Genomic DNA, 24,795 nt, shown 5'->3' with positions numbered 1-24,795 from the left:
AAATGCAATGAATTATCGGTTGCCGTGTTTAGTTAACAGCAACTCGATAGGGGCTTACGAAGTCTTCGCCCAGCAGTTCAATCACCTTGTCAGCCACGACGGCGGGGTCTTTGACACTCTTGGGATCTTCGCCCGGATAGGCCTTGGCGCGCATGGCGGTGCGGGTCGCGCCGGGATTAACAATCGCCACTTTGACCGACGAGATATTCGCCACTTCCTGCGCGTAACAGTCGATCAGCACCTCTTGCGCGGCCTTGGTGGCGGCATAGGCGCCCCAATAGGCGCGGGGGCGATTCGCGACGCTGGTGGTCATGGCGATCACGCGGCCCGCTTCGCTTTTGCGCAGCAGGCGGTCGAAAGAGGAGAGCAGCGCTTGTGTTGCCAGCAAGTGCGTCGACACAGCCTTGCTCAGCGCTTTTTGGTCAATATCGACCACCGGCATCAACGTGGGCAAGATCCCTGCGTTGATGACCAGCACGTCCAGCTTGCCCCAACGTCCGGCGACCGCATCGGCCAAACGGGCAATCGCGTCGCTTTCCAGCAAGTCCATGGGCGCAATGGTTGCCGTGCCGCCTGCTTCATGGATCGCCTGCTCGACGCCTTCCAGCGCCTTGGCATCGCGGCCCGTGATCAGGACATGCGCGCCCGCCTTGGCCAGAGCCAAAGCGGTTGCCGCGCCAATGCCACGGCTTGCGCCGGTGACCAATGCGATCTTGCCGGAAAGGTCCATGCGATTACGCCTCGGTTTCGCCCGCCACCGCGTCCGCGTCATAGTCGGTCAGACGGGTGGGATATTCACCGGTAAAGCAAGCGTCGCAGAATTGCGGGCACTTGGGGTTGCGGTCCTGTTGGCCCACGGCGCGATAGAGGCCGTCGATCGACACAAAGGCAAGGCTGTCGGCCTGAATGTAATCGGCCATCGCCTCCAGATCCATCCGCGCGGCCAGCAGCTTGCTGCGTTCCGGCGTATCGACGCCGTAGAAGCACGAGTGGTCGGTGGGCGGGCTGGCGATGCGCATGTGCACTTCGGAGGCGCCGGCATCGCGCATCATCTGCACGATTTTCAGCGACGTCGTGCCGCGCACAATCGAATCGTCGATCAGCACGATACGCTTGCCCGCGACCAAAGCGCGGTTGGCGTTATGCTTGCGCTTCACCTCGGCATGGCGCTTGCTGTCGCCCGGCTGGATGAAGGTGCGGCCGACATAGTGGCTGCGGATAATGCCCAGTTCAAAGGGAATGCCGCTTTCCGCCGCATAGCCGATGGCCGCAGGCACGCCGGAGTCGGGAACCGGTACGACCAGATCGGCGTCCGCCGGGGCTTCCTTGGCCAGCTCGACCCCGATCTGGCGGCGCGACTGATAGACCGATTGCCCGCCAAGGATCGAATCGGGGCGGCTGAAATAGACCTGTTCAAAGATGCAGGGGCGCGGGGCCAGATCGCCAAACGGGCGGTGGCTGGAAATCACGCCATTGTGGTCAACCACCAGCAATTCGCCCGGTTCGACTTCGCGTTCGAAATCGGCGCCCACCACGTCGAGGGCCACCGTTTCCGAGGCAAAGACCACCGAGCTGCCGATGCGGCCCATGACCAGCGGGCGAATGCCCAGCGGGTCGCGGCAAGCGATCATGCCCGCCGGCGTCATGCAGATCAGCGCATAGGCGCCTTCGATCAGGCGCAGCGCATCAATGAAACGGTCCAGCAGCGTGGGATAGCGGCTGGTCGCGACAAGGTGGATGATCGTTTCGGTGTCGCTGGTCGACTGAAAGATCGAACCCTTGTTCACCAGATCACGCTTGAGCGTCATGGCATTGGAAATATTGCCATTATGCGCAATCGAGAACCCGCCGTCGGCCAGATCGGCAAACAAAGGCTGGATGTTGCGCAGGCCCGAACCACCCGTGGTGGAATAACGCACATGGCCCGAAGCCATCATGCCGGGCAGGTCAACAAAGATGTCCTGATTATTGAACACATGGGCGACATGGCCAATGCCACGGTGCGAAAAGAATTCTGCGCCGTCAAAGCTGGTGATGCCGACGGCTTCCTGGCCGCGATGTTGCAGCGCGTGGAGGCCAAGGGCCACCATCGAGGAGGCCGAACGGGCACCAATGACGCCAAAGATGCCGCATTCTTCATGCAGCGTGTCGCCATCATCCCCAATATCCCATGGGGTTTCATCGCGAAAAGCTTCGGTTTGGGCGGCGTTGTTGCGGATGCTGGTCATGCGGGTGGATGCGACTCTTCGATGACAAGAGCGCCGAAAGGCGGCGCGGGCGCGCGCATTTGGCGCTTGTTGCTTCCGAAAGCAAGCGCCGGGTTTATGTCAAACGCGATAGCTGTTGTTTATGCCGCGATGGACAGGCGGTCGCGCCCTGCGCCCTTGGCGGCATAGAGCGCCTGATCGGCCTCGGCCATCGCGCCATCGGCACAATGGCCAAGGCGGGCCAGGCCAATGCTGGTGGTGACATGGATTTCCTGACCATCATAAACTGTCACCGCCTGCGCCAATGCCTTGCCAAGGCGCGCGCAGATCCGCTCGCCCGCCTCGATGGGGGCGTCGGGCAGGAGAAGGGCAAATTCCTCGCCCCCGATACGGGCCAGCATGTCGGTGCCGCGCAGCCCCTGACGCGCAACATTGGCAAAGGTGCGCAGCACAGCATCGCCTGCCGCGTGGCCGTAACGGTCATTGACCTGTTTGAAATGGTCCAGATCGATCAATGCCACGCAGCCACTTTGGCCGCGCGCGATACAGCCGTTGATCGTATCCAGAAACAGGCGTCGATTGGGCAGACCCGTCAACTCATCCGTCATGGCCGCATGGGCAAGGGCGTTTTCATAGGCCTTGCGCTCGGAAATATCACGTACGACGCTGACCACGCTTTCGACATGGCCGTTGTCATCCAGCACGGCGCGCATATGCGCCTCATACCAGCGTGGCGCATTGTTCGAGGACAGCCCAAAGAATTCAACATTGACCGAATTGCCCTTGGCATCCAGCGCGCGCTGATAGGCGGCAATGACCGTACGGCGATAGCGCGGCGCCACCAATTTGAGCGCCGGGCTGTTGAGCAGGAATTTGGGATTGCGGCGGGTGGGCTTTTGGATCGATGTCGAAGCAAAGCGGATATTGCCCAGCACATCGGTCGAAACGATAATGTCGGTCGAATTTTCCGCCAGCAGGCGATAGCGCGTCTCGCTCTCGCGCAATCGCGTCAGGATATGGCGCATATGCTGGATCGCGCTGGTCACCGGAATGATCGCCAGTGCGGTGGTGGCCAGATAGACCTGATAGAATTGCAATTGCCGCCCAACACCCTGGCCCGTCATGGTGAGCGGGCTTTGACCGCTGCGCACAAACCACAGGCCCACCACGGCCAGAATGACATACATCAACGAGAGCGTGGCCAGATCGACAAAAACCGTCGCCACCACCAGAAGCAGCAAAGGCACGAACAGCATGGGGATCAGCGTCTGAACAAAGCACAGCGTTGCGACCACCGCCATGGCAATGGGAAAGCCCAGCGCAATGGTCCAGCGCGGCCGGTCAAACAGGAACAGTTTACGCCGCCGCTGGGAATGCACCATAACCGTAAAGCATGGCAGGAAGATCATCAGCCCAAGGCAATGGCTGAAATACCAATTGCGGAAATTATGCAAAAATTCGCCATGACCCGCCATCGAAAGGCCGAATACGCTGATGCTGGCGCCGATAAGCGGGGTGCAGACGGATACGCCAAAGAGCAGCCTCATCAACCAGTTGAGCGAGCCGACCGGTTCGCCCTTGGGCAACAGGCTGCGCATCAGCAAGGCGGCCGCAATCGCTTCGGACATATGCGCCAGCGCGATCACCGGCGCCGCAACCCAGCCCACGCCAAACAGACCCGTGACCAGAACCGATGCCAATGCGCAGGCCGCGATCCGCGACCACCAGAACCGGATGGCGACTGTGCTTAACGATGCAATCAGCACCGCGCCCGCAGGCCAGAGGAAGCTGTTGCCGTGGTCGATCTGGGCAAAACTGGTGCCCAATTGTGCGCAAAGAAAATAGACCAGCCCCAAAATGGCAAAACCGAATGGCGCTCGGTCATGGATAGGCTGGCTGCGTGGTCTCATGGGCGGTGAATGTACGGATATAAGGGTTAATATGCCGTTTAGGCTGAGGGCAAAATGGACGCGCAACCGTTTGGCTTTTTATGCGTTTTGAATGCCGCGGGGGATTGCAAGTTGCGCCATTGGCAAGGCGCGCCTAAATCCTGTGACCAATGCCCATTCGGGTATCACCAGACAGGCGAAAATTTCTGTGATTCTCAATCGTTTCGAATGGACTGTGGCCAAACGCTACCTGCTTCCGGGCCGCGGAGAAGCCTTTATCGCCCTTGTTGCCGGAATCAGCCTTGTGGCCGTCGCGCTGGGCGTGGCGGCGCTGGTGGTGGTGATGAGCGTGATGAATGGGTTCCGTGCGGAATTGCTGGATAAAATTGTCGGGCTGAATGGCCATGCGATCATTCAGGCCTATGGCGGACGACTCGACAACTGGGAGCAGGTGTTGAAGGACGTTCGCGCCACCCCCGGCGTGGTCAAGGCCAGCCCGCTGATCGAACAGCCCTTGCTGACCACGTTTAACGGGCGGGTTGAGGCTATTCTGGTTCGCGGCCAAACCGCGCAGGATATTGCCGCGATGCAGCCCAAGGTCATTTCCGGATCGATGGCCTCTGTGGCGCCCGATGCGGGCACGGTGGGGATTGGCGCGCGGCTGGCCGAAAGCCTTGGCGCGCGGGTGGGGGACAGCATTACCGTCATCAATCCCACCGGGCGGGACACGCCCTTTGGTACGGTCCCGCGTCAGGTTTCCTATCAGGTCGGCGCGATTTTCGAGGTGGGCATTTATGATTATGACAATGCCTTTGTCATCATGCCGATCCCGGACGCGCAGAGGCTGCTGCTGACCGGTGATTCCATCGGTATGATCGAGGTCAAGACCGACAATGCCGACAAGGCCGCCGAGATGCTGGCACCTCTGGGCAAGAAGCTGGCGGGACAGGCGACGATCACCGATTGGAAAACGATCAACGCCCAATTGTTCGATGCTCTGGCGGTGGACCGCGTGGTGACTTTTGTGGTGTTGTCGCTGATCGTGCTGGTGGCCTCGTTCAACATCCTTTCCAGCCTCATTATGTTGGTGCGCGCCAAGACGCGCGATATTGCCATCATGCGCACGATGGGCGCTTCGCGGCGCTCGATCATGAAGATATTTCTGACCATCGGCGCGGTGATCGGTTCGCTGGGGACGGGCGCGGGGTTGGTGCTGGGCTTTGTCTTCCTGTTCTATCGCCAGAATGTGCTGAATTTCGTGCAATTGGTGACGGGCCAGCAATTGTGGGACCCCAAGATCCGCTTTCTGACCGAATTGCCCAGCCGGTCGGATCCGGTCGAGGTGATCGGGATCGTGGCCATGGCCTTGGGCCTGTCCTTTGTTTTCACGCTGTTCCCTGCCTTCAAGGCGGCGAGTACGGACCCTGTGCAGGTGCTGCGTTATGAGTGAAGTGTTGAAACTGACCGGCCTGACGCGCGCCTTTGAACAGGGCGGGGTGCGGATCGAGGTGCTGAAGGGCATCGACCTTTCGATCATGCCGGGCGAAATCGTCGCGTTGCTGGGTCCATCGGGTTCGGGCAAATCGACGATGCTGCAAGCGGTCGGATTGCTGGAGGGCGGATTTGGCGGGCGGATCGAGGTAGCCGGTCACGACGCCAGTGTGATGAACGCCGATCAGCGCACCGACCTTCGCCGCACGTCCATTGGCTTTGTGTATCAGTTCCACCATCTGCTGCCCGATTTCACGGCGATGGAAAATGTCGTCCTGCCGCAACTGGTTTCCGGCCATGATCAGGCGCAGGCCGAAGCGCGCGCGCGCGAATTGCTCAGCGCGCTGGGCCTGTCGTCGCGCATCACGCATCGCCCCAACCAATTGTCGGGCGGTGAACAGCAACGCGTCGCTGTCGCCCGCGCGCTGGCCAATCGGCCGCGACTGGTGCTGGCGGACGAACCCACCGGCAATCTGGACGAGGCGACGGCCGACAAGGTGTTCGACGAATTTCTGCGCCTTGTGCGCGAAAGCGGTGCGGCGGCCCTGATCGCGACGCATAATGAACGGCTGGCGCTGCGCATGGACCGGGTGCTTCGTTTGCACGAAGGCCGGTTGCATTTTGATCACGCCGCCGCTTGAAGGTTAACGGCACAGGCCCCACATCGGATATGAAGGGGCCCAATAAAGGAGATGATCCATGACCAAGCAGATCGACTGGCAGGAAACCGTGGCGCTGCATCTGGCCAATGACGGCGGCGGACTGCTGGACGAATTGAAGACGCTGCGTCGTGGCACTCTGGCGGATCTGGTCCGCTATATCGCGCTGCTCGAACCGGCAGAGCGCGAGCGTTACGAGATCGAGATCGTGGGCGACCACCGGTTGAAGGCAGAAGAAATTATGGCGCTTTATACTCGTGATGATTTTCCCCATGCGGTTTAATCCATGACCCATTGGCCAAAACAGCCAGTGTTGAGCGGGCGCCACGTTACGTTGCGCCCGCTTTTGCGTTCCGATGCCGACGCGCTCCTGCTGGCGCTGAGTGCTGGTTTTGAGCGGACCTTTGCCGGTGGATTGCCGACGCCCGACACGATTGACGCATGGCTCGACAAGGCGGAGGAAGAAGCCGCCATTGGCCGCGCTCAGGTCTTTGCCGTGCTGGACGCCGATGGTGTGGTGTCGGGCACGACACGCTATATGCGGATGAATGCGCCCGCGCGCCGGGTGGAGATTGGCACGACGCTCTATGCGCCCCGCGTGCGCCGGACCGGATTGAATACCGAGGCAAAGAAGCTGCTCTTGGGCCATGCGTTCGACGTTATGGGCGTGCATTGCGTCCAGATCCGTACCGATGCCCTGAACCAACGCAGTCGGCGGGCGATTGAACGGCTTGGCGCGAAACAGGATGGCATCCTGCGCGGGCATAATGTCATGTATGACCCCGATTATGGTGAGCGTCGCCGCGATACGGTGGTCTATTCGATCCTTGATATTGAATGGCCCGGCATACGCCGCCACCTTGACGCGTTGTTAGATCGATAGGAGCCGTCATGCCCCAGACGATTGCCGATTTCACCGCGCATTTGCCCAATGGCGAAACCATCAGCCTTGCCGACCGGCTGGGCAAGGTCGTGCTGGTGGTCAATACCGCCAGCAAATGCGGTTTCACCCCGCAATATGACGGACTGGAAAAGCTGTGGCGTGATTATGGCGACCGCGGGTTCGAAGTCATCGCTTTCCCGTGCAACCAGTTTGGCCAACAGGAACCGGGCAGCGCCGAAGAAATCGGTGAATTTTGCCGCGTCAATTTCGGCCTGTCCTTTCCCTTGATGGCCAAGGTCGAGGTCAATGGGCCGGATGCCGACCCCCTTTGGCAATGGCTAAAGGACAGCGCGCCGGGGATTTTCGGCACGAAAAAGATCAAGTGGAATTTCACCAAATTCCTGATCGGGCGCGATGGCCGGGTGGTCAAACGCTTTGCCCCCTCCGTCAAGCCGGAGGATATTGCCAGCGAGGTTGAAAAGCTGCTGTAGAAATATCCACAGTTTTGGACACAGGCTTGTCCATAAGTCATCCACAGGGGGATTGGCGCGCCGATTGATGCCATGGCCCCTTGCGGCCTAGGGTCTTTATCATGGCATATTCCCCCTTCGTCCCCCTGCACAATTATTCCAGCTTCACCATGCTGGACGGCGCCATTGACCCAAAGGCCATGGCCAAGCTGGCGAAGAAGCACGGTTTTCCCGCAATTGCGGTGACGGACCGCAACGGGCTTTATTGCGCGCCCGCCTTTGCCGGGGCGGCCAAGGATATGGGCGTGCAACCTATCATCGGCACGCTTTTGTCCATCGCACGGCCCAGCGGCGATGGCGGCGGCGTTTTGCCCACGGCACCCCAGATCGACGCGGTAATCTTGCTGGCCCAGAATGAGGCCGGGTGGAACAATCTGTGTCATCTGGTGTCCAAGGCACATCTGGAACGGCCGCTGGAATTTGACCCCCATGTGCGGCTGTCTGATCTGGATGGCCATACGGACGGGTTGCTATGTCTGACCGGCGCGGGTGAGGGTGCGCTGGCCCGCATGTTTGCCGAGGGGCAGAATGAAGCCGCGCTGCGCTATGCCGATGCCTTGCAGGCGGTCTTCCCGAACCGCCTCTATATCGAAATCGCCCGTACCGGCGATCCGGCCGAGGAAGGCAGCGAAGAGGCGCTGATCGATCTGGCCTATGCCCGCGACATCCCGCTGGTGGCGACCAACCCCGCCCACTTTGCCGATGCCAAGGACAGCGCGGCCCATGACGCCATGCTCTGCATCGCCGGGTCCACCCATGTCGATGCGCCCGAACGCAAACGCTCCAACCCCCAGCAATGGGTACGCAGCGCCGAGTTGATGGGGCAATTGTTTGCTGATCTGCCCGAAGCTTTGGCCAATACGCTGGTGATCGCCCAGCGCTGCGCCTTTGAACCGCCCAAGCGCAAGCCGCTGCTGCCGTCTCTGGCGGGCGACAAGGAGGGCGAAGCGCGGATGATGGTCGATCACGCCCGCGCGGGTCTGGCCAAGCGTCTGGCGCCCTATTGGCCGGGTGTGGATGAGGCGACGCTGGACAAGGCTTTGGCCGCGCCCGATGAATCGTGGCCTGCGCTGCAAGCTCTCGGCGTGGATGACAGCTTCCTCGAATATGCCAAACGCCTCGATTTCGAGACGGGCATTATCAACCGCATGGGTTTTGCCGGTTACTTCCTGATCGTGGCCGACTTTATCCAATGGGCCAAACAGAATGACATTCCCGTGGGGCCGGGGCGCGGTTCGGGTGCGGGCTCGCTGGTGGCTTGGGCGCTGACGATTACCGACCTTGATCCTTTGCGTCTGGGCCTGCTGTTTGAACGTTTCCTCAACCCGGAACGTGTGTCGATGCCCGACTTCGACATCGACTTTTGCGAAACGCGGCGCGGCGAGGTGATCCGCTATGTTCAGCGCAAATATGGCGCGGACCATGTGGCGCAGATCATCACCTTTGGTAAGCTGAAAGCGCGCGCCGTGCTGCGCGATACGGGCCGTATTTTGCAAATGTCCTATGGTCAGGTCGACCGCCTGACCAAGATGGTTCCCAACCATCCGACCGATCCGTGGTCGCTGGAGCGCGCGTTGAACGGCGTGCAGGAATTGCACCGCGAATATACCAATGACCCAGAGGTCAAGCGCCTGATCGATCTGGCGATGCAGTTGGAGGGTATGCCGCGCAACAGTTCGACCCACGCGGCGGGCGTGGTGATCGGTGATCGTCCGCTCGAACAACTGGTGCCGCTTTACCGCGATCCGCGCTCGGACATGCCGGTGACGCAGTTCGACATGAAATATGTCGAGAATACGGGCCTGATCAAATTCGACTTTCTGGGCCTCAAAACGCTCTCGATCCTGCGTAAGGCGGTGGACCTTTTGGGGCGTCGGGGGATTTCGATTGATCTGTCGACCCTGCCTTGGGATGACAGCGACGTTTACGACCTGTTGAAACGCGGCGACACGGTGGGCGTGTTCCAGCTGGAATCCGAAGGCATGCGACGCACGCTGGCGGCGGTGAAGCCGACCAATTTTGGTGACATTATCGCGCTCGTGTCGCTCTATCGTCCCGGCCCGATGGACAACATCCCCCTGTTTGGCCAGCGTAAGAACGGTCTGGCCCCCATCGAATTTCCACATGAAAAACTGTCGGGCATTCTGGCCGAAACCTACGGGATTTTCGTTTATCAGGAACAGGTGATGCAGGCCGCGCAGATCCTTGCGGGCTATTCGCTGGGCGACGCCGACCTTTTGCGCCGTGCGATGGGTAAAAAGGTACAGGCGGAGATGGACGCCCAGCGCCTGCGCTTTGTCATCGGTTGCCGTGAGGTGTCCGACATCGACAAGGACAAGGCCAACGAACTGTTCGACATTATCGACAAGTTCGCAGGCTATGGCTTCAACAAATCCCACGCCGCCGCCTATGCCTTGCTCGCCTATCAGACGGCGTGGTTCAAGGCGCATTACCCCCACGAATTTTACGCCGCCGCCATGTGTTTCGACATGCATCAGTCGGAAAAGCTGGCGGTTTTCGTCGATGACATGCGGCGCAACGGGATTGCGGTGGCCGGGCCTTGCCTCAACCATTCCGAGGCCGAATTCATGGTCGAACAGACCGCCGACGGCCACCAGGTCCGCTATGCCTTGGCGGGCATCCGCAACGTAGGCGAAAAGGCGATGGAAGTCGTCGTGGCCGAGCGGCAGGCCAATGGTCCGTTCAAGGATCTGGCCGATCTGTTCACCCGCGTGCCTTATGGCTCGCTCAACCGCCGCATGCTCGAAGGTCTGGCGGCCAGCGGGGCGTTTGACGCGCTCGAACCCAACCGGGCCAAGGTGATGGCCAATGCCGATATGCTGCTGGCCGTGGCCGAAGAGGCCGAGCGCACCCGCACCAGCGGCCAGCACGGATTGTTCGGCGGCGATGATGCGGGGGCGGGCAATATCCGCCTGATCGACGTCCCGGCATGGAGCCGCGCCGACCAGATGGCCAAGGAGCGCGAGAATTTCGGTTTCTATTTCGCCGCCCACCCGGTCGAGCAATGGCGCGCCGTGGCCAGCGCCAACGGCGCGCGCAGCCATTCCAGCCTGCTTGCCAGCGGGGTTTCGGGGCGCACCACCGCCGTGATGGCCGCGATGGTCGAAGGCGTCCAGAAGCGCAAAACCAAACGCGGCAAGGATTTCGTCATGGCCGATTTTTCGGACCAGTCGGGCAATTTTTCGGCCTCGTGCTTTGAGGAAACGCTGGTGGACAGTTTTGTCCAATGGTCGAAGGAGGGTGCCTGTATCCTCCTCACCGTTGAACTGGACAGCCCAAGCCCGGAGGAACCGCCGCGTGTGACGGTGCGCGGGGCGCAGGCCCTGTCCGAGGTCAAGGCGGCGGCGAAGATGACGTTGAGCCTGGAGGTCTCGCGCCCCGAAGTCTTTGGCGAATTGGCGACGATTCTGCCGCGTGGCGGGTTGGGTACGGTTGAGGTCATGTTGAAAACCGGTGCGGCGCAGGAACCGCGCCTGCGTCTGGGCCGCGATTTCCTGCTGGATGGCGAATTGACCGACCTGATTGCCGGGATGGAGGGCGTGGCCAACGTATCGCTCAAACCCACGCGGGCGGGCGGGCATTTGCGGTTGGTCGCCTAAAACGCCGCCTAAAACAGCGACATTTGCCCGTCGCGACGCGGCGGGCAAAACTGGGTGATGTCCAGATCAACGTCGCGGTCGATCAGGCCAAGCCGCGTTTTGGCGATGCGAAAGCGTGTGCGGACCAGATCGGCCCAGACGCCTTGCGGCTTCATCCGCGTGAAGAAATCGCTATGATAATCCGCGCCGCCGCGCATGGATTGGACGATATGCATCACCTTGTCCGCCCGGTCGGGGAAATGCGCGTCCAGCCATTCGCGGAACAGCGGCGCCACCTCATGGGGCAGGCGCAGCATGATCCAACTTGCTCCCTTGGCCCCGCGCCCTGCGGCTTCTTCCAGAATGCGCTCGATCCATTCCTCGGTGATGGCGGGGACGATGGGCGAAACATTGACCCATACCGGCACGCCTGCCGTGCTCAATTTCTCTATGGCGTCCAACCGCTTGAAGGGACTTGCCGCACGCGGTTCAAGCAGGCGCGAAAGCCGCGCATCAAGGCTGGTCACCGAAATGGCCACCGCCGTCAGATGATGGCGCGCCAGTTCGGATAATAGGTCGATGTCATGCAGGATGCGGTCCGATTTGGTGGTGATCGTCACCGGATGGCGTGTTTCAAGGCACACCTCCAGCACTTGCCGGGTCAGGCGATAGCGTGCCTCGATAGGCTGATAGGGATCGGTGTTCGTGCCCATCGCAATGGGCGCGGGCGTATATCCGCGTGCGCCCAATTCGCGGCGCAACAATCGCGCCGCCTCTGGCTTGGCGAACAACCGGCTTTCAAAATCCAGCCCCGGCGAAAGGCCGAGATAGGCATGGGTGGGCCGCGCATAGCAATAGATGCAGCCATGCTCGCACCCGCGATAGGCGTTGATTGAGCGGTCAAACGGCACATCGGGCGATTTGTTGCGCGAGATGATCTTGCGCGCCGCCTCCTCGGTCACGACTGTGCGCAAAGGCGGCGGCCCGCCATCCACATTCTCCATCGCATCAAGCCAGTCTCCATCCACCTCACGCTGGGGCAGGGCAAAGCGGGTGGAAAGCGATCCACTTTGCGCGCCGCGTCCGCGGGGAGGGGGTGGTTTGAACATTGGCGCTTTAGAACATAGGTGGAACAATAATTCAAGCTCTGGCCAATTCGCCGCTCCACTCCTAAAGAACCGCCAGCCTAAAATTTACCGGAAAATCCGCATGACCGCGCCCTATGCTTCCTTGATCCCTGCTAATGCTGATTACCTTGCGCTCTATCTGGCGCGGATCGGCGTGGCCGGCCCGATAGAGATGGATGCAGAGGGGCTGGAGGCGGTGCAGCGCGCGCATCGCATGAACATCGGCTTTGAAAATCTGGACGTGATGCTGGGGCGCGGCGTCAGTGTCGATCCCGACGCGATTTTCGGCAAATTGGTGATGGGCGCGCGCGGCGGTTATTGTTTTGAACATAATGCGCTGTTTGGCGACATGCTGGGCCGTTTGGGTTTTGACAACCGACCGCTGCTCGCCCGCGTGTTTCTGGGTTTGCCAGAGGATGCCGCGCCGCCGCCTATGACGCATACATTCCGCCTGGTCGATCTGGATGGACAGGCGTGGATTGCCGATGCAGGTTTCGGCGGTTCCTATGTTCCGGCCATGCCCTTGACCGATGGGGCCACGGCGCGATCGCCCGATGGCGCCCAGCACCGCATTACCAAAGCGGGTGATCCGGGCAGCATCATGGGCGAATGGCTGGTTGAACGTCGCGGTCCGACCGACGCCACCGATGGCCGCGTGACATCCCCCGACTGGCAGAGGCAGTATGGCTTCAATCTGACGCAGGTCGCACCGATTGATCTGGAACTGTCCAACCATTGGACATTTACGCGCGCCAACACCCGTTTCACCACCGCCCATATCGCCTCCATCGTGCTGGAGGATGGCTTTGCTTCGCTCAACGCGCGGCGGCTCAGTGTCTATTCCGGCGGGCGGGGCGATGTGATGGAATTGGCCAATGGCGAAGATTGGCGCAAGGCCTTGGCCGATCTGTTCCGGGTGGAATTGACGCGTGAAGAAGTGGCCGCGCTGGGCCTGTTCTGACGGGCGCGAAAGGGCATCTTCGCGCCCGATCTAAACGCTCAGACTTCCTTCAATCGCGGCATCAGTTCGACGAAATTGCAAGGGCGGTTGCGACTGTCCAACTGTTCAAACAGGATGCCGTCCCAGCCATCCTTTACCGCGCCATTTGAACCGGGCAGGGCAAAGATATAGGTCGCCCCCGCCATGATCGCCATGGCGCGCGATTGCACCGTGCTGGTGCCGATCGATTTATACGAAAGCCAGCGGAAAAGTTCGCCAAAGCCGGGGATCAGCTTGCCGCTATGGGCGATGATGATCTGCTCCAGCGCTTCAGGCGTCACATCCCGCCCCGTCAGGCCGGTGCCGCCGGTCGAGATAATGCAGTCGATCTCTGGATCATCAATCCACGCATCCAGTTGAGATACCAGCGCGGGCACATCCTCACGCAGGATCTTGCGCGTGGCCAGCACGTGGCCCTTGTCGGCAATGCGTTGGGCCAGAATGTCGCCGCTGGTGTCATTTTCCAGCGTGCGCGTGTCGGACAAAGTCAGCAGCGCGATGCGGATCGGCTTGAATTCGCGGGATTCATCAATGGCCATCATCGCCCTCCTTCAATGTGGAGAGGATCAGTAGCCGGTCAACCGGGTTCCGGCAATCGCCCCGTTGCTGGCCACCCGAACGCCGCGTGCGCCATCAAGGCCGGGAAAGGTCGGCCAAAGTCCCTCGGCCAAAGCGGTACGGCTTTCCGACGGGCCGCCTGCCTGACGCTCATACATCCAGTAATTGCGCAGTACCGTCGCGACATAGCCGCGCGTTTCCCAATAGGGCACCGATTCCATCCACAGCAACGGGTCGCCGCCATCGTGGATCTGCGTGTTCCAGCGGGCCACCGGCAAAGGCCCGGCATTATAGGCCGCCATCACCTTTGGCAGCAGGCCCTGCGTCGCCGAATTGTTCTTCAATGCCTGTAAATGCTGCTGGCCAAAGGCGAGGTTGACGTCGGGGCGGGTCAGATCGCTGACCGAACCGGACACGCCAAGCGCGCCTGCATGGTCACGCGCAGCGGCGGGCATAATCTGCATCAAACCACGCGCGCCCGCGCTGGACAAAGCCGTGGCGCGGAACGCCGATTCCTGAAGCGTATGGGCCAGAACCAGCGCCGGATCGACCTGCCATCCGGTGGCGGGGGTCCATTTGGGCGTGGGGAAACGGCTGGCCGGGGCAGGTGTTGCGCCGCCCGGCGCATTATAGGCCATCCACAATTGCGTCGCGGGCAGACCCAGATCGCGGGCCAAACGCGAAAGAGGTTGATATTGATCGGGCGTGCCAATGCGGGCCTGATGGCGCAGCACATCGTCGGCCAGCCCATCTTCACCAATTTCGGCCAGTTCGACAGCCGCGCGCACATTGGCGTTTTCGCGCAGAGATTGCCAATCGGCGGGAGTGAAATCGGGCGTCGCGTGATCGGCGGGCAGGCGCAGGCCCAATTGCTCCGCCGCGATCATGCCATACAGTGTTTCATCAAGACGCGCCGCAGAACGCAGGGGGGCAGAAGCCTGTTCGGGCTGGCGGCAACGCACCTGCGCGCGCGATTGCCAATAATAGGCCGCCGCGGTCAGTTCGGCATTGGTCGAACCCTTGGCCGTTCGGGCAAAGGCTTCGGCGGCATTCAGGCAATCATTGAGGCGCCAGGCCGAAAGGCCCGCGACCCACGCTCCCTCGGCCACCCATGCGCCCGACATCGGGGCGCTGCCATCACCGATAGAGGAGGCCAGCGCAAAGGCCTCGCCATCCTGATTGTTGATGTAATAGGCCCATGCGACCTTTTGCCGCCATTCCGCACGCGCCTCGGCCGACAAAGTGGCATCGACGCCGTCCAGCAACAGGCGCGCGCCGACCGGATCGTCGACCTTGATCTTGTCATTGATGGCCTGGGCAATGGTTGCGGGCATCGACCCGTCGGCCACCGAACGCGGACGCGCACGGCGCGGCGCGTTGGGCTGGGTATAGAACGCCTGCGTCATGGGCAGGGTGGGAAGCGCGGTGCCCCCACGCTTCATGGCAAGAGCGGTGATCTGTTCGGCTTGCGGCAAGGTCGGATTGGCGTTGAGCCAGTCGGTCAACGTGGCCAGATCAATCCGCGGCGACCCAGCGGCCAGATAATATTCCGCGCGGGCCGTACCATGCAGCGGGCCATCGGGCTTTGCCGCAAACATCGATTGGACGCGCGCCCATTCCTGATGCTTGATCGCGCCAAAAATGTCCTTGTACCACGCACGCTCATCTTCGGTCAGCAGCTTGGGCACGGACGAGCGGGCAACGCGGCTCATGAAATAATCAGCAGCCGCGCTGTTGGCCGACGCAGGTTGGGCCGCCGCCATAGCGCCAAGACCCGCAAGGGCGCAAAGCCCCATGCGCCAGGCGCGCAGTCGCCCACCCCAATGTTGATCCCGTCGCAGCAAAAGCAAACCCCGTCCGTCCTATTATCGCATCAATCGTGATCGGCCCAACCGAGCCAACTGCGCCAGAAACCGGCCTTGCGCCGTGGATTTTCCAGCAACATGCCCAGATCCTGAGCCGCCAGAACAGAGACGCCGCCCGCGCTCTGCTCATTAATCCCTGCCTCACTTTGGTTAATCAAAGGCAAAAGGGCAGGCTTTTGCGATGGGGCGTGGCCAAGCAGCGGCAGGATGCGGTCACCCAGCAAAAGCAGGCGTTTTGGCGCGGCCAGCATGATGTGATGGGCCAAAACAGCACCCATCCCTTCGTTGCGCAGGAAATCCCAATCGGGCGCAGGCATGGCGCGGGGAAGGGCAGACGCCAGATAGCAATCCCCCACCGACAGCCCCATCACGCGCAACATGGCCGACAGCAAGCGCCCCTGAGGTCCGCTGAGCAATTCACCCGTTTCCGCGTCCACATTTTCGGGCATCGGCACAACCACCATCAGGTCCGCGCCAATCGGCCCGCGAGGCGGCACCCGGCCCGACGTGCCGGTAGGGTCCAGCGTTGCCTCGCCCATCCACCATGGCGTGAAATCGGCCAATATCTTGGGCCACTGCTCAACCTCTCCGCCAAGGCGGGGGCGGGGCGGAGGTGGTGGCGGTTCGGGTTTGGCCCGCATCATCGGCGGGGGCGGGGGCTTGCCTTCCTCGGCCGGTTCCTCAAGCCATTCCTGCGGCTCTTCGGTATAGGCATAGCTGACCCCGGCCTCGCGCCACCAATCGAGCGCGGCGGCGATCTGTGCCGAAATAGGAGCTTGCCCAGTCATTGCGCGCCTGATTGGCCGGATAGGAGGCAGATGACAAGTCCTGTGCGGCAATTTCATGCATTGGCGTCTTGCCTGTGCGTGGCGGGCGGGCCATGGGGAGGGGCATGAACACGTCCGATTACCCCCTGTCCGAAACGGCATGTGCCAAGATCAATCTGGCGCTTCACGTGCGCCGTCGCCGCGAAGATGGCTATCATGAGCTGGAAACGCTCTTTGCCTTTGTCGATGCGGGCGATGAATTGACCGCGACCCCGGCGGGCGGGGATTCGCTGGCCATTACGGGGGAATTTTCGCCGCTTCTGGCCGGAGAGGAGAGCAATCTGGTTCTCGATGCGCTGGCGTTGATCCCGCGTGAAGGCGGCTGGGCGGTGGCTCTGGACAAGGCTTTGCCGGTGGCGGCGGGGCTTGGGGGCGGATCGGCCGATGTGGGCGCGGTTTTCCGCATGGCGCGGCGGGCCGGGGTATTGCCGGATAATTGGCATGAACTGGCCGCCGGTTTGGGCGCGGACGTTCCAGCCTGCGTTGAAAGCATCGCCATGGTCGGGCGCGGCACGGGGACGCAGCTTGAACCCGCGCCCGAGGATTTGAAAGGCTGCCCGGTGTTGCTGGTCAACCCTCGTGTTCCCTTACCCACCGGGCCGGTTTTCAAGGCGTGGGACCGGGTGGATCGCGGCCCCATGCCCGAAGGCAGCGCCCGCGATATTGCCCGTCATGGCCGCAACGACCTTGAGGCGCCCGCGATTGCGATCTGCCCGCCGGTGGCCGATGTGCTTGCGGCTTTGGGACATACGGGCGCTTGGCTGTCGCGCATGTCGGGTTCGGGGGCGACCTGTTTTGCCCTGTTCGACGACGTGGCCGCGCGCGATGCCGCCGCCGCGATGATCGCAACCAATCATCCCGCATGGTGGCAATTGGGGGGGCTGCTGCGATGATCGCGCGCAACCATGACGCCTATCAGCTTTTTGGCGAGCCCAAGTTTGGCGGCATCCTGATCGTATCGGATCATGCCAGCAATCGCGTGCCCGATGACATCGACCTTGGCATCGCGCCAGAGTTGATGGAGCAGCATATCGCCATCGACATTGGCGTGGGGGCCATTGCGCAAATCATGGCCCGGCGCCCCGGCATCGCCGCCTTTTGCGCCAATGTCAGCCGTTTGGTCTGCGATCTCAACCGTGGTGAGCATCAGGCATCGACCATCCCCCATGTCAGCGATGGCCACGTGATCCCCGGCAATGATCTGTCGCCAGAGGCCCGCACCGCCCGGCTGGAGCGGTTTCATCAGCCCTATCACAACGCCTTGGCGCAATTGCTCGATGATGTGCCGCCCGCGCTGATCCTGTCGCTGCATTCCTTTACGCCGCAATTGGCCACCAGCGATGAGCCGCGCCCGTGGCATATTGGCGTTCTGTACAATCAGGATGATCGTGCGCCGCGCATCGCCATCCCCTTGCTGGAGGCCCAAGGTTTGGTCGTGGGGGACCAGTTGCCCTATTCGGGCCATGTCCTGAATTATTCCATGAACCACCATGCCGAGGCCGAGGGGCGGCCCTATCTGGGCGTCGAGATCCGGCAGGATTTGATCGGCGATCCGGCGGGACAGGCGGAGTGGGCCGAGCGCATGGCTGATCTTTGTAATAAAATTGCGCTAAATCTTCCGTAATTGCAATTTTCACATTGCCACTTGCCCTTGGGGGCTGTAGGGGCGCAAACGTCATTTTCGAGTCTGTCGGAGTATCCCCATGCCTGCCTATCGTTCACGCACCTCTACCCACGGCCGCAACATGGCGGGCGCACGCGGGCTGTGGCGCGCCACCGGCATGAAGGACAGCGATTTCGGCAAGCCGATCATCGCCGTCGTCAACAGCTTTACCCAGTTCGTGCCGGGTCACGTTCATCTCAAGGATCTGGGCCAATTGGTCGCGCGTGAGATTGAGGCGGCAGGCGGCGTTGCCAAGGAATTCAACACGATCGCCATCGACGATGGCATCGCGATGGGTCATGACGGCATGCTCTATTCGCTGCCCAGCCGCGATCTGATTGCCGACAGCGTCGAATATATGGTCAACGGCCACTGCGCCGACGCGATGGTCTGCATTTCGAACTGCGACAAGATCACGCCGGGCATGCTGATGGCCGCGATGCGTCTGAACATCCCCGTGGTCTTCGTGTCCGGCGGGCCGATGGAAGCGGGCAAGGTCGTGCTGCGCGGCAAGGAAGTGGCGCTCGATCTGGTCGATGCCATGGTCGCGGCGGCTGACGAAGCCTATACCGATGAAGAAGTGAAGACCATCGAACGCTCGGCCTGCCCCACCTGCGGGTCGTGCAGCGGCATGTTCACCGCCAATTCGATGAACTGTCTGACCGAGGCGCTGGGCCTTTCGCTGCCGGGCAATGGTTCGACGCTGGCCACGCATAGCGACCGCAAGGAACTGTTCCTGCGCGCCGGGCGTCTGGCCGTGGAACTGTGCAAGCGTTATTATGAGCAGGACGATGAAAGCGTGCTGCCGCGCAACATCGCCAGCTTTGAAGCGTTCGAAAACGCGATGAGCCTGGACATCGCGATGGGCGGCAGCACCAACACCGTGCTCCACCTGCTGGCCGCCGCGCAGGAAGCGGGCGTCAATTTCACCATGAATGACATTGACCGCCTCTCGCGCCGTGTGCCCTGCCTGTCCAAGGTGGCCCCGGCCAAGAATGACGTGCATATGGAGGACGTCCACCGCGCCGGCGGCATCTATTCGATCCTTGGCGAGCTGGAGCGCGGCGGGCTGCTCCATGCCGATCTGCCCACGGTCCATTCGCCCACGCTGCGCGATGCGCTGGCCAAGTGGGACATCGGTCGCAGCAACGACCCGGAAGTGCAGGAATTCTTCCTTGCCGCGCCGGGCGGCGTGCCGACGCAGGTGGCCTTCAGCCAGAGCCGCCGCTGGGAATCGCTCGACACCGACCGCGAAAAGGGCGTGATCCGCAGCTGCGAACATGCCTTTTCCAAGGATGGCGGTCTGGCGGTCCTGTTCGGCAATATCGCTCTGGAAGGCTGCATCGTCAAAACGGCGGGCGTGGATGAAAGCATCCTGAAATTCACCGGCCCCGCCAAGGTTTACGAAAGCCAGGACGCGGCGGTGACGGCAATCCTGACCGGACAGGTTGTGGCGGGCGACGTGGTTGTCATCCGCTATGAAGGGCCAAAGGGTGGCCCCGGCATGCAGGAAATGCTCTATCCGACCAGCTATCTGAAGTCGAAGGGGCTGGGCAAGGCCTGCGCTTTGATTACCGACGGTCGCTTTTCGGGCGGCACATCGGGCCTGTCTATCGGCCATGCCTCGCCTGAGGCTGCCGAGGGCGGGGCGATCGGCCTGGTGGAAACCGGCGATGTGATCGAGATCGACATCCCCGGCCGTACGATCAACCTTGCCGTTTCCGACGAAGTGCTGGCACAGCGCCGCGCCGCGCAGGAAGCCAAGGGTTGGAAGCCTGCCAAGGAACGCCCGCGCAAGGTTTCAACCGCCTTGCAGGCCTATGCCGCGATGACCACCAGCGCGGCCAAGGGCGCGGTGCGGGATCTCTCGCAGCTGAAATGATCGCGCCCATGCAGATCCTGACCGCTGATCAGATGCGCGCTGCAGAGGGCGCTCTGATCGCGGGCGGGGTTGGGGTGGATGAATTGATGCAGCGCGCCGGGAACGGGGCTGCTGATTATATCTGGCGCATTGCAGGACCGCAGCGCCGTGTGACGGTGCTGACCGGACCGGGTAACAATGGCGGCGATGGCTGGGTCATTGCCGAGGCCATCCGGCGGCGGGGTGGCAAGATCACCGTCGTTCCCGCCGCCGAACCGCGCAGCGATGCGGCAAAGGTGGCCCGCTCGCTCTATCATGGCGACGTTGCGCATGGGGTGGTCGATGGCGATGTGCTGGTCGATTGCCTCTATGGCACTGGCCTGACGCGGGGGTTGGGCGAGGCGGATTTGGCGCTGCTCAACGGCCTTGCTGCGCGCCATGCCAAAAGAATCGCCGTCGATTTGCCCAGCGGTGTTGCGACCGACACCGGGGCGGTGCAGAATGACGGCCTGCCCGAATATCATCTGACGATTGCCCTTGGCGCGTGGAAGGCTGCGCATTTTCTCATGCCCGCCTGCGCGCGGATGGGGGAATTGGTGCTGGTCGATATTGGCTGCGGCGCGGTGGCGGATTCGGGGGCGGTGTTGGCGCGGCCCCGGTTTCATGCCCCTGCGGCGGACGCGCATAAATATCGGCGCGGACTGCTGGGCGTGGTGGTGGGGGCGATGCCGGGCGCGGCGATAATGGCGGCCATGGCGGCGCAGGGTGCGGGCGCGGGTTATGTCAAATTGCTTTGCGATGCCCCCCTGTCGTTGCCTGCCGATCTGGTTTGCGCGAGGGCGGATTGTTCCGATGATCGGCTTTCGGCGCTGCTGATCGGGCCGGGGCTGGGGCGCGATGCGGCGGGGCACTTTCTGCTGGCCGATGCGATGGCGTCGGGGCGGGCGATTGTGCTGGATGCCGATGCCTGTCATCTGCTTTCCAAAGGGATGCGGGCCGCGATTGCCACGCCGCATGAAGGCGAATTGGCCGCATTGGAGCGGCATTTCGGCACAAGCGGCGACACAAAGATCGCCCGCGCAACCGCCTTGGCGCGGGCCAGCGGTATGGTGATCGTGGCCAAGGGGCCGGACACGATTGTTGCCGCACCTGACGGCCGCTGGGCGGCGGCGCATCGGGCCTCAAGCTGGTTGTCCACGGCGGGAACGGGTGATGTTCTGGCCGGTACTATCGCCAGCCGCTTGGCCAATGGCGCCGATCCTTTCGCGGCTGCTTGCCAGGGCGTCTGGCTGCATGGAGAGGCCGCGCGCATCACGCCCGCGCCTTTTTCTGCCGGGGAACTGGCCAAATCCATCGCAAAGGCCTATCGGGCCAGCCTCTAGATCTAAGGGGCCATCATGAGTGACGAAACAATCCTGCGCATTGCCGCCAAGGGCGATGGCGTAACGGCCAGCGGGGCCTATGTGGCCGGAGGCGCGCCGGGGGATGTCTTGCGCTCTGATGGTTCGATTGAACGCGGGCCGAATTACACCGCGCCGGTTTGCCGCCATTTCGGCACTTGCGGGGGCTGTACGCTGCAACATGTGGGCGATGATGCGCTGGCCGAATTCGTGCGCGACCGCGTGGTTCATGCCGCGCGTGGTCAGGGGATGGAGCCGGAAATTCTGGCGCGCACGCATCTGTCGCCTGCGGGCACGCGCCGTCGTGCTTCGTTGCGGGCGGCGCGCGTGGGCGGTGCGATTGCGCTGGGCTATTCCGAAGGCGGCTCGCACAAGCTGGTCGATCTCAAGGAATGTCCGGTTCTGGCGCCGGAATTGACGGCTATTCTTGGACCTTTGCGCAAGATGCTGGCGCGTCGCGATGGGCGCTTTGCGGTTGAAATCGATCTGGCTCTGGCCGATCAGGGCGTTGACGTTTCGATCAAGGGCATGACGGTTGAAGGTTTGCAGCAGACCGAGGCCTGTCTTGATTTTGCCCGCGACAACAATCTGGCGCGCCTGTCGCTGGACCAGGGTTATGGCCCGGAAAGCCTGTGGGAACCCGATGCGGTGACGATCAGCTTGTCGGGTGTGCCGGTGCCTTTGCCGCCCGGCGCCTTCCTTCAGGCGACGCTGGACGGGGAACAGGCGCTGGTGGGCGCGGCGGTGGAATGGCTCAAGGGCGTGTCGCCGGTGGCGGATTTGTTCTCCGGCCTTGGCACTTTTGCCTTTGCTCTGGCCAAGGCCGGGTCAAAGGTTCTGGCCGCGGAAGCCGATCAGGCGGCCTTTTTGGCGTCCAAATTGGCGGCGGGGCGTTCGGGGTTGATCGTCCATCCCTTGCACCGCGATCTGTTCCGCAATCCGTTGATGCCCGATGAACTCAATCGCTTTGGCGGCGTGGTGCTGGACCCGCCACGTGCGGGCGCGCGTGAACAGGTCGGGCGTATTGCGGCCAGCACGGTCAAGCGCGTCGTCTATGTCAGCTGCAACCCGTCAAGCTGGGCCCGCGATGCGGCGCAATTGATCGAGGGCGGCTATCGTCTGGCCGAACTGCGTCCGGTGGGGCAATTCCGCTGGACCACGCATGTCGAATTGGCCAGCCTGTTCGTGCGCGATTAAATCAGCGTAAGGTAAAAGGCCCGGACAGCCCTCGCCGGTGTCAGCATGGCCCTGTTCATCGCTATCACGGAGGGGCGGGAATCAGGTTCCCGTGTACCGCCGGATGATGATCATGCGATAGTAACCCAGCGGGCCGTCATGAGTCTCCACCGATGCGATGGAGCCTGCCAGATGCCGCGCAACGTCCAAAAGCTCGGTGCGCGGCGAGACATGGAAATGCGCCAGCCAGCGCATCAGGGTCCAGCGCAATGGGGTGGGCAGACCGTGCGCCTCGCCGAAATCGACGATGTGGAGTTCGCCGCCCGGAGCAAGGACGGCGATAGCCTGCGCCATGGCGTCTTCCCATGCCGGGATCATGGACAGGGCAAAGGAGATCATCACTCGTTCAAAATGCGGGCGTCCGAACAAGGCCGGGGCGTTAAAATCGCAGGCATCGCCCAATTCCAATCGCGCGCGGCCGCCCAACCGATCCGCCGCCGTTTCCAGCATCAGGGGCGAAATATCCAGTCCGTGGATCTGCGTCTTGGGCCACAAGGCGCGCACCAGCGAGAGATTGCGCCCTGTACCGCAGCCGATTTCCAGAATCGCGCCGCCATAGGGGATCCGCAAGCCCCGGATCAGGCGATCCCGGCCAAACAGGAAGTATTTGCGCGTCGCATCATAGATATGGCGTTGCCAGCGATAGACGCTGTCCATCAGATCGCCGTGGTTGTCGAGCGTGGGTGCCGTGGCCATCGCGATTACCCCTTGAACCGATAGAGGTGGAGGCCGCCATAGATCGACGAACGATCGGCGCGGATCAGGTCGCGCGCTTCGGCCTCGCTGTAATCCCATCGTGACAGGATGGCGTCGGGCACGCGGCCGGGCAGCAGCGTTTCCTCCGCCGCCGTGCGAAACAGGACGCGGGCGCCGGGGCGGGCCGTGCGGGTGATCTGTTGCCACAGGTCGGTCAATTGCTCGTCGCTCATCCAATCCTGCGCGTCGAGCAGGATGTAGCGGTCGAGGCAGGCATCGGCCTGTTCGCGCAGGTGGTCGGTGAAATTGACGTGGCGCCATGTGATGCGGCTGACGCGGTCGCGCACGACTTCATAATTGGCGGGTTGCAGATAGGGGGGCAGGGGGGCATCCGGCCCTTTGCCATAGCCGCGATTGAAGGCCTGCCATGCGAAGTAGTTTTCGCCCACGGCAAAGTCGCAGGCCAGCTTTTCCAGCCGCGCGCGCAGCACATGGGCCATACGCTGATCCCCGGCCAGAGCGTCGAATTGCGCGGGCGGAATGCCAAGGCCGAACAGGCTGGCAGGTTGGTTGGTCAGCCAGCGGATGAAGCGTTTGTCGAAAACGGGCGCGATCTTTTCATCAAAGATCCGGCGTTGGTCTTCAATGCTCTGCGCGCTGAGGATAGAGCGTAGATCGACGCGGTAAAGGCGGGCGACGAAATGGGCCATGCCAATGAAATTGCCCAGCAATCCGCGTTTATAGATGCCATTGGCAAAGCCGCCGATCCGCTTGCGCCCGACCAGATCGCGCCCTTCCCAGTAACGGCGGGTGGCATCATCCAGATGCGAGGCGAGATATTGGCGATAGGCTGCGACATTGGCCTTGTTGTCGGCCTCGACAAAGAACCGGCGTAGCGCGTCATAGTCGGGCAAATAGCGCAGCGCGGCAAATTTCAGATTGCCCAGCGCAATATGCGCGGTGTTGAGGTCAACCGCGGTAATCTGCGCAGGGTCCGCCACCAGATAGGACAGCGCATTGCACGATCCGCTGGCGATGGTGACGATCCGGCTGTCGGGTTGAATGTCCAATGCGGCCATGTCGACCACCGGATCTTCCCAGATCTGGGCATAGACGAGGCCTCGAAAGGCCAGCGCAAAGGCGCGGTCGGCCAGGCGCTCTCGCTTGGGCGCGTCATTGCGGACCACGGCATTGTCGATAATGTGCGCTTGGCGCATGGGGGCGGACATGGATGCGGTTCTCCGGCCGGGCTTAGAGTATTTGCAGCGCTCATATGACCGGTGTGTTGCGGGGGCATGACGCAC

21 protein-coding genes are annotated in these 24,795 nt (G+C 62.1%); 12 read left to right on the top strand and 9 right to left on the bottom strand.

What is annotated here, in order from left to right; all coding sequences use genetic code 11:
- Positions 1 to 28: 28 nt before the first annotated feature.
- The 3 genes from AC2S2E_RS14230 to AC2S2E_RS14220 form a co-directional block, all read right to left on the bottom strand.
- The gene (locus AC2S2E_RS14230) at positions 29 to 730 is read right to left on the bottom strand and encodes an SDR family NAD(P)-dependent oxidoreductase (protein WP_486522802.1); all 702 of its coding nucleotides are present in this window, start codon (positions 728 to 730) and stop codon (positions 29 to 31) included.
- 4 nt (positions 731 to 734) lie between these two features.
- Complete coding sequence (gene purF, locus AC2S2E_RS14225) at positions 735 to 2,228, bottom strand: amidophosphoribosyltransferase (RefSeq protein WP_476103297.1); 1,494 nt, start codon at positions 2,226 to 2,228, stop codon at positions 735 to 737.
- 119 nt (positions 2,229 to 2,347) lie between these two features.
- The gene (locus AC2S2E_RS14220; protein WP_486522801.1) at positions 2,348 to 4,033 is read right to left on the bottom strand and encodes a sensor domain-containing diguanylate cyclase; all 1,686 of its coding nucleotides are present in this window, start codon (positions 4,031 to 4,033) and stop codon (positions 2,348 to 2,350) included.
- Between the two features lie 271 nt (positions 4,034 to 4,304).
- Here AC2S2E_RS14220 and AC2S2E_RS14215 point away from each other — a divergent pair, with 271 nt between their 5' ends.
- The 6 genes from AC2S2E_RS14215 to dnaE all read left to right on the top strand — a co-directional run bounded on the left by AC2S2E_RS14215 (position 4,305) and on the right by dnaE (position 11,279).
- On the top strand, positions 4,305 to 5,546 hold the full coding sequence (locus tag AC2S2E_RS14215; RefSeq protein ID WP_476103681.1) for a lipoprotein-releasing ABC transporter permease subunit: 1,242 nt from the start codon (positions 4,305 to 4,307) through the stop codon (positions 5,544 to 5,546).
- Positions 5,539 to 6,228, top strand: a complete 690-nt coding sequence (locus tag AC2S2E_RS14210; protein WP_486522800.1) for an ABC transporter ATP-binding protein — start codon at positions 5,539 to 5,541, stop codon at positions 6,226 to 6,228. The genes AC2S2E_RS14215 and AC2S2E_RS14210 overlap by 8 nt, the downstream gene beginning before the upstream one ends.
- Positions 6,229 to 6,286: 58 nt before the next feature.
- Positions 6,287 to 6,529, top strand: a complete 243-nt coding sequence (locus AC2S2E_RS14205) for a hypothetical protein (protein WP_476103305.1) — start codon at positions 6,287 to 6,289, stop codon at positions 6,527 to 6,529.
- A gap of 3 nt (positions 6,530 to 6,532) precedes the next feature.
- A complete protein-coding gene (locus AC2S2E_RS14200; RefSeq protein ID WP_486522799.1) occupies positions 6,533 to 7,129 on the top strand; it encodes a GNAT family N-acetyltransferase in 597 nt (198 codons plus the stop codon).
- A gap of 8 nt (positions 7,130 to 7,137) precedes the next feature.
- Positions 7,138 to 7,620, top strand: a complete 483-nt coding sequence (locus AC2S2E_RS14195; protein ID WP_486522798.1) for a glutathione peroxidase — start codon at positions 7,138 to 7,140, stop codon at positions 7,618 to 7,620.
- 101 nt (positions 7,621 to 7,721) lie between these two features.
- The gene (gene dnaE, locus AC2S2E_RS14190; RefSeq protein WP_486522797.1) at positions 7,722 to 11,279 is read left to right on the top strand and encodes a DNA polymerase III subunit alpha; all 3,558 of its coding nucleotides are present in this window, start codon (positions 7,722 to 7,724) and stop codon (positions 11,277 to 11,279) included.
- An 8-nt stretch (positions 11,280 to 11,287) separates the two neighbouring features.
- Here dnaE and AC2S2E_RS14185 read toward each other — a convergent pair whose 3' ends face one another.
- Entirely contained in the window at positions 11,288 to 12,367 is a 1,080-nt protein-coding gene (locus tag AC2S2E_RS14185) for a PA0069 family radical SAM protein (RefSeq protein ID WP_486522796.1), read from the bottom strand.
- A gap of 100 nt (positions 12,368 to 12,467) precedes the next feature.
- Here AC2S2E_RS14185 and AC2S2E_RS14180 point away from each other — a divergent pair, with 100 nt between their 5' ends.
- Positions 12,468 to 13,346 carry an arylamine N-acetyltransferase family protein gene (locus tag AC2S2E_RS14180; protein WP_486522795.1) on the top strand — a complete coding sequence of 293 codons (879 nt, stop codon included), beginning with the start codon at positions 12,468 to 12,470 and terminating at the stop codon, positions 13,344 to 13,346.
- Positions 13,347 to 13,384: 38 nt separating this feature from the next.
- On the opposite strand, the gene moaB is transcribed toward AC2S2E_RS14180, so the two are convergent.
- The 3 genes from moaB to AC2S2E_RS14165 form a co-directional block, all read right to left on the bottom strand.
- Complete coding sequence (gene moaB / locus AC2S2E_RS14175) at positions 13,385 to 13,924, bottom strand: molybdenum cofactor biosynthesis protein B (protein WP_486524611.1); 540 nt, start codon at positions 13,922 to 13,924, stop codon at positions 13,385 to 13,387.
- 27 nt (positions 13,925 to 13,951) lie between these two features.
- Positions 13,952 to 15,706: a lytic transglycosylase domain-containing protein gene (locus AC2S2E_RS14170; protein ID WP_486522794.1), complete on the bottom strand. Its 1,755-nt coding sequence runs from the start codon at positions 15,704 to 15,706 to the stop codon at positions 13,952 to 13,954.
- Positions 15,707 to 15,816: 110 nt separating this feature from the next.
- Complete coding sequence (locus AC2S2E_RS14165) at positions 15,817 to 16,596, bottom strand: uracil-DNA glycosylase family protein (RefSeq protein WP_486522793.1); 780 nt, start codon at positions 16,594 to 16,596, stop codon at positions 15,817 to 15,819.
- A 104-nt stretch (positions 16,597 to 16,700) separates the two neighbouring features.
- Between AC2S2E_RS14165 and AC2S2E_RS14160 the strand changes: the two genes are divergently transcribed.
- The 5 genes from AC2S2E_RS14160 to AC2S2E_RS14140 all read left to right on the top strand — a co-directional run bounded on the left by AC2S2E_RS14160 (position 16,701) and on the right by AC2S2E_RS14140 (position 22,756).
- Positions 16,701 to 17,528, top strand: a complete 828-nt coding sequence (locus AC2S2E_RS14160) for a 4-(cytidine 5'-diphospho)-2-C-methyl-D-erythritol kinase (protein WP_486522792.1) — start codon at positions 16,701 to 16,703, stop codon at positions 17,526 to 17,528.
- Positions 17,525 to 18,259, top strand: coding sequence for an N-formylglutamate amidohydrolase (locus tag AC2S2E_RS14155; protein ID WP_476103325.1), 735 nt, complete (start codon positions 17,525 to 17,527; stop codon positions 18,257 to 18,259). The genes AC2S2E_RS14160 and AC2S2E_RS14155 overlap by 4 nt, the downstream gene beginning before the upstream one ends.
- Before the next feature lie 79 nt (positions 18,260 to 18,338).
- Complete coding sequence (gene ilvD / locus AC2S2E_RS14150; protein ID WP_486522791.1) at positions 18,339 to 20,180, top strand: dihydroxy-acid dehydratase; 1,842 nt, start codon at positions 18,339 to 18,341, stop codon at positions 20,178 to 20,180.
- An 8-nt stretch (positions 20,181 to 20,188) separates the two neighbouring features.
- Positions 20,189 to 21,541: an NAD(P)H-hydrate epimerase gene (locus AC2S2E_RS14145; RefSeq protein ID WP_486522790.1), complete on the top strand. Its 1,353-nt coding sequence runs from the start codon at positions 20,189 to 20,191 to the stop codon at positions 21,539 to 21,541.
- A gap of 15 nt (positions 21,542 to 21,556) precedes the next feature.
- Entirely contained in the window at positions 21,557 to 22,756 is a 1,200-nt protein-coding gene (locus AC2S2E_RS14140; RefSeq protein ID WP_486522789.1) for a class I SAM-dependent RNA methyltransferase, read from the top strand.
- Between the two features lie 81 nt (positions 22,757 to 22,837).
- Here the strand turns inward: AC2S2E_RS14140 and AC2S2E_RS14135 are convergent, their stop codons facing one another.
- Positions 22,838 to 23,491 (bottom strand): class I SAM-dependent methyltransferase, encoded by a 654-nt coding sequence (locus tag AC2S2E_RS14135; protein ID WP_486522788.1) that lies wholly within the window; start codon positions 23,489 to 23,491, stop codon positions 22,838 to 22,840.
- Between the two features lie 5 nt (positions 23,492 to 23,496).
- Complete coding sequence (locus tag AC2S2E_RS14130; RefSeq protein ID WP_486522787.1) at positions 23,497 to 24,720, bottom strand: BtaA family protein; 1,224 nt, start codon at positions 24,718 to 24,720, stop codon at positions 23,497 to 23,499.
- Between the last annotated feature and the right edge of the window lie 75 nt (positions 24,721 to 24,795).

The organism is Novosphingobium sp. 550D (genome assembly GCF_057401885.1).
This window is presented reverse-complemented; position numbering and strand designations above follow the sequence as displayed.